Raw genomic sequence first — 5,675 nt, 5'->3', positions numbered from 1 at the left:
ACAGGTAGCGGAGGCTTTGCTGCCAACCACAAGAAAAGTCTTACCACCCNAAGCGGNTCNACCGTTACCTTTGACGATACCGCCCATACNATCCTNCTACANACCACTCGTGCCAANAAAATCTTCATTGATGAATTAAATGGCACCATCACCATATCTTCTGCTGAAGAAGTGAATGTCAATACGAAGAATGTCAACATCAATGCATCAGAGAACATGAATGTAAATGTGGGAAAGAACTTTACAATGCAGGTGGGAGGAGATGCAAATATGACCGTTGATGGTAATGCACGACTATCTGTTGGCGGAGATGTAGATTCTTCTATAACAAAAATGTAAATACAGTCATATCAGGGGATGAAAGTCATACCATAAAAGGTAAATTCAACATGGATGTAGACCAAAATATAGATGTATGTTCCAAATCAAAGATTAGTACATTATCAGAAGCTAAATCGAATATTTCTTCAAAAGCTAATATGTACATAAAGAGTGCTGTTAGAGTTGATATTGCAAAAGGATAAGGATTAAATTAATGTCAATTTTACATAATCCTTATTGATACTTATTGTTATACAGAATTTATTTATATAAAATAATGAACACAATTAAATACTGTTTTATAATGATACTTCTCTCTTTTGGAGTTATATCTTGTAGTAGTAATAAAAGAATGGAAAAGTCTAAAGATTCTAAATTTTCTTGGATGCCAACTGTGGCAGCTCCTTATAATTATCCTATAGAAATCAAGTATGCCTTTGTAGGGTTTGGAACAGAAGGTGATGAATATCCAGTAATGGACCGTATGGTACATAAAGGGCTTGGAGTTCCTGGTGGCGCAGTGTCTCTTAACGAATTTGAAGAGGATGAGAAGCAGGAAGTACCCAACAGTATAAACGTGCTTTGGCTGTCATATAGCGAAGCTAAATATTATGAGGCAAAGATAAAATTACCAAAGGCATTACAAGATAGAATGACAGAGTTATTCAAAAAAGAGCTTTATTTGCGACCACAAAAAAACGAGTTAAATATGAGAATTTTGTCATAACTCTTCTTCCTGGTGGTCAGATATGGTTATATCTTGCTGCAAAGGGGAGGAGAGATCTTATCTGTGATACCATTCAGGCACACGAAGTGAAGATGCCCTTAAAGCAGTTTGACAAGGAGGCTACACACTTTGCAAAGAATACGAAAGAATATTATATAAACTCAATGGATAGCGATGTCGTTGCAAATCTTCAGACCAATGGTATCCCTATGAAATTATGGGACACTTACCGTGAACGTTTCAATTATGATATTCGTCTGGAGTTGGAAGACCCTAAAGCTCGCCTTGGTACTACACGTACTATATATAACTATGCTAATGGAGAGTTTGTCTATGAATATGACGGTAATCCTATCGACATGAAAGCTCGCCTTTCCGAACTGCTGTTTGAATGGAATGTGGGAGAAACCAAATATGAAGGATGGTTTTACTTCGATGAACATGAAGTGATAGAAATCTTTCGCAAAGCTTTTGGTGAGAATCACAACCAGCGTGGAGAGTTTATAGTGAGGGTAAGTAAATATAATAATAAGTTTGAGATTTTTCTACGTGTAGGAGTTAAGGAATACCCTTTGAAAAAAACAAAGATTTATGCTTTTCTTACAACTCCTCGTGGAGGAGAAGAGGAAGATGAACCTTATTATAGTAATAATTGGAATATAAATCCAGATGATATAAGATTTATAGGAGGATAATAAAAATGTCATATCTTATCAAGCAAACGAAAATAGAAATAGATAAGAATACGATAGGTTCTGATGATGCAGAAATTATCTATATGAATTACGAGCATACGGGTAGACCTCCTTACTTTATAGGTGAATAACTAAAGTTTCCCACCCCTTCAAACACAGGTTTTTCTCATTCCCCTTTGCCTGTCGTTCCCTTATTTCCATTGACTTTTAACACATGACTAACTGAGGTTATGCAGTGTGTCCATATACTTCATTCCATTTTTCTAATGCTTTAGCCATTACGAGGATTTTGCACATCGCTTTGTTATTACCGCTGATTGTAGCCATAAGGTGTTGGGGGGTCACCCCAAGCGTTTCTCCTAAAATGCGAAGAATGCGCTCGATACAAGCAAGAACTCTCTTGCATAACGTTAATGTCATGAAGTCGCCCTCCATATCCGAAAAGAGTTCGACCATGGTTTAATGTTTTGTGAATCTCTTTTCCAAAGCCATGACGGTATATGTAAGGTAACACTGCATTGCGTCGGCTATCTGACCATTAAAGTAGCAACCTTTAAAATCACCTAATCCGAGCTACTGCTTAGTTTCCTTTTTTCCCCTTTTCTTGATGCAGTGAAAAAACACAGGGTATTGTTATCTTGCCTTCAAAGAATGCATAAAGTAGCAGTTTGTAGCCCAATACACATCTGCCTTCTACATAGTCGTAAATACGACTGATACCCTCTATTCTCACGCCACTCTTCTCAAGCACGGTATCATCTATAATGAAACATGTAGCGGTATTAGATAGAGGAGCTTCGTTATATTTACGCAATAGGCACATATAACGCAGTGCAAAGTGATTCATCAAACGTTTCCAATCCATCTGAGGACGAATCATCATCCGATAGAAACAGTTCTTACCATGATTTGAAAGCTCATATATCTTTTGTTTGCATATACTGTGGATGCTCTCACCCACAATGCGGAAGAGACAATGAGAAAGGATTAACTCCGAAGCAGAAACCTCGTCATGTCTCTCCAGTGAAAGGCGAGATAACAGGTGACCGATGCCAAACTTACCAAAAAGATAAAATAAACCACCACTCATTCAGGTTTTGACACTCAAAAGTTTGGATAGCTCACTTATTTTCTCTATTTTTGTTTCCATAACAGTTTTGTTGTCTTGTCTTTAAATCAGTTCTTTAGCGATTACTAATTTACAAAGAAAATTCGACAAACTGTTATTTTTCTATCTATTTATTAGGGTGGGAAACTTTAGTTATGAAATATATAAAACAATTTGAAATGAGACGTATATATATATTATTATTTGTAGTTGTTACTACTTGTATAAGTAATGCGGGAATATTAAATACCTCAGGAAACATTCCTTTAGAAGATAGCTATTTTACGACTGCATCGTGTGATGAAAAGTTAAAGAACTTAATTATATCATGTCACAATTTTAAAACACCATTTAACAAAAAGAATATACATGCTGAAATAGAAGAGGAAATATCTGTTGGAATATACAGAGTAAGACTCTTTGTATATAGTAATGGTGAAAATAGTACAAGTTCAATAGGCTGGATTATACTTGACACCAAGAAGAATATTTTAAAGGACATTTCTCTTGACCCAGAATCTCCTGTTATTCTCAAATATAATAAAGATTCTTATAAAGATTATCTTGAAAACTGCCTCGAAAAGAAAGTTCCTTCTTCTATAGAAACTTCTATAGCTACAAATTATGACAAAATACCAGTCATTCATTTCCCTTTTGAATACTCTTACGATTTTATAAATGATTTAACAGGTACAATGCACGTCAACAAGACTATAATGCATTTCATTTCCACTTTGGTAGATTCTGATACGGATCTTGGGAATTGCTGTATAGCAAGACTACCATCTACAAATCATTATCATTATCTTTTAATTTTCGCTAGTGACCATGTTGGAGAAAGAAGATTTTTTTTATGTATATTAAATAACAAGTATAAACTAACAGATAGATTGCTCATCTATAAAGCTAAAAATATTAGCTGGAAGGGACGAATGGAAAATTCTTATTTACATTATATCATTACTGGAAGTAATAAGATTATTCTAAAAGAGATGATAGCTCGACCTAATAAGGATATCGTAATCAAGAAAAAAGAATATATTTCTGTAGATGGAAAGTTTAGGTTACATTAATGAAATAAAAAATTAAAATGTAGAGAGGTGTCATATGAATAGTGTTATTCACAAAATATGAATTTATCATTACTCTATTATTTAGAAGTATCTTCCATTAGTATAATGACAAAATAGAGTTCCGCAGCCTTATCATTTATAAAGATTCTGACTGCAAAGAAAAACTGCAGGGTGGTAAAATTGTTTTTGTCATTAGGAGCCAACCCTAACGAGGCTTATAATGAGGATGGACTTTGCCCTTTGGTGATGAGCTGTAGTATGAACAGTTATCCAGTTACTTGCCTTCTTTTACAATATGGAGCAAAGGCAAATGGCTTGGATAACCTTGGTGGAGACTATATAACTTATCCTCTGATGGTTGCAGTGGATAAGAATAATATAAACATGGTGAAAATCTTATTGAAGTATGGGGCAAAGACAAAGGTGAGAGATAAAAGCGGAAAATCACCCATCTTCGTTGCTCGTCGTCATAAGAATGTTGAAATAATAAAACTATTGGAAAAGTCACGATAGATTGTAATGGTCTGATTCGGCAATAAAGAGATGATCTGAAATCTTATAGAATATTGGTATGAAGAAGCATGTTTTTATTTTATCTCTGTTTGTAATAGTCTTTGCAGCTTGTTCCTATCATCAAGGAAAAGAGAGGCGGAATATTGTTGCACCTCCAAAGGTTCATAGAAAGTATGAAAGCAAGTGTGACGAAAAGAAAGTCGTCGAAAAAGATAAATTACAAGAAACACGTAAATTGCAGTCGTTGGTTGAAAAGGATACTAACTGGTATGGTCATTATGAATATTACATGCAGGCATCAGATTATCCCCCAATATTTGTCAGTTATGAGCTTGAGATTAGCCCAGACAGCTGTATCTTTACGGGGAATGGTCAAATGACATATTTTCGAATCTTATGTACCGTGAGTAAAAAAAATGAGAATCATCTGAAATTGTGTTACTTAGCTTCATTGGGTGAGAATAATTCTTTGCCCTTGTCTAATGCGGAGAAAGTAACGGTAGTGGAGTTGTACCGATATAATGGCAAATACTATCTTAAAAGTCCCTATATCATAAATAAAAAAGGTAAGAATAATGTAAAGGTGAAATGTGAGAAACAGCAGTAGAATGTAAGTATGGCATAATAGAGAACAACTGTACAACAGCGATTCTGTTCCATCGCCTTTACATCCTGATACGATTGTAAGATTTGTTGTAATTAATCTGATAGATTCATCAGCATTTTAGTCTCAGTTATTTTCTATGACTGATTGAAATTGAAAGAACCTATTATGTGTCTGTGTTGTAACAAATATATCATGTATTGATTGTGAGAAATAGATGAGCAGCGGAGATTAGCACTATACAAGGAAGGTACAGCCTACAAGGTTGTTGTCTCATGGCTTTTCAGTAGTAGTCAATCGTCCAATGGAAATGTAATTAATAGAAATAGACAGACCTCAAAGGAAACCAAACAATACATACTTAAAGGGAAGGAAGTTCTTTTCTCTGTCAAGCGGCATATCCCAACGCCAAAGGCAGAACCCAGCAAGGCGAATGTTAATCGCACAGAGCCTGAAAAGGGTGGATGTCCACGCTGTAGTACTCCAATTACAGCAGAGTAGCTTAAAAAGGTTTTCCCAAAAACTTCAGAAAAAACACGTATAAAAATTGATTCTTCCGTTAAATGCGTAGATTGTTTTTAGAATGAGATTCATCCGCATACATGGTATGATTACCTCTAATTAGATGGTTTTA

General features: G+C 35.1%; 6 protein-coding genes and 2 pseudogenes. 7 read left to right on the top strand and 1 reads right to left on the bottom strand.

The window, feature by feature from the left end; translation table 11 throughout:
* The 4 genes and pseudogenes from HMPREF1505_RS13695 to HMPREF1505_RS13615 all read left to right on the top strand — a co-directional run.
* Positions 1–339: pseudogene (locus HMPREF1505_RS13695) on the top strand (type VI secretion system tip protein VgrG); the annotation flags it as partial.
* A 334-nt stretch (positions 340–673) separates the two neighbouring features.
* A complete protein-coding gene (locus tag HMPREF1505_RS12605) occupies positions 674–1,048 on the top strand; it encodes a DUF2931 family protein (RefSeq protein WP_051412317.1) in 375 nt (124 codons plus the stop codon).
* Between the two features lie 86 nt (positions 1,049–1,134).
* Positions 1,135–1,743, top strand: a complete 609-nt coding sequence (locus tag HMPREF1505_RS12600) for a hypothetical protein (protein ID WP_155948910.1) — start codon at positions 1,135–1,137, stop codon at positions 1,741–1,743.
* 5 nt (positions 1,744–1,748) lie between these two features.
* Positions 1,749–1,874: a hypothetical protein gene (locus tag HMPREF1505_RS13615; protein WP_255326822.1), complete on the top strand. Its 126-nt coding sequence runs from the start codon at positions 1,749–1,751 to the stop codon at positions 1,872–1,874.
* A 97-nt stretch (positions 1,875–1,971) separates the two neighbouring features.
* Here the strand turns inward: HMPREF1505_RS13615 and HMPREF1505_RS12825 are convergent.
* A pseudogene (locus HMPREF1505_RS12825) lies at positions 1,972–2,833 on the bottom strand (hypothetical protein).
* Between the two features lie 197 nt (positions 2,834–3,030).
* Here HMPREF1505_RS12825 and HMPREF1505_RS04485 point away from each other — a divergent pair.
* From HMPREF1505_RS04485 to HMPREF1505_RS12595, 3 genes are all read left to right on the top strand, one after another.
* Positions 3,031–3,924 (top strand): hypothetical protein, encoded by an 894-nt coding sequence (locus HMPREF1505_RS04485; protein ID WP_231480335.1) that lies wholly within the window; start codon positions 3,031–3,033, stop codon positions 3,922–3,924.
* A gap of 171 nt (positions 3,925–4,095) precedes the next feature.
* Positions 4,096–4,437 (top strand): ankyrin repeat domain-containing protein, encoded by a 342-nt coding sequence (locus HMPREF1505_RS04480; RefSeq protein WP_231480334.1) that lies wholly within the window; start codon positions 4,096–4,098, stop codon positions 4,435–4,437.
* A 58-nt stretch (positions 4,438–4,495) separates the two neighbouring features.
* Positions 4,496–5,044: a DUF5991 domain-containing protein gene (locus HMPREF1505_RS12595; RefSeq protein WP_051412314.1), complete on the top strand. Its 549-nt coding sequence runs from the start codon at positions 4,496–4,498 to the stop codon at positions 5,042–5,044.
* The last annotated feature ends 631 nt before the right edge of the window (positions 5,045–5,675 follow it).

The sequence above is a fragment of the Prevotella sp. ICM33 genome (assembly GCF_000517825.1).
GTDB lineage: Bacteria > Bacteroidota > Bacteroidia > Bacteroidales > Bacteroidaceae > Prevotella > Prevotella melaninogenica.
Note: the sequence above shows the minus strand (reverse complement) of the source record. Positions and strands in the feature narration are given on the sequence as shown.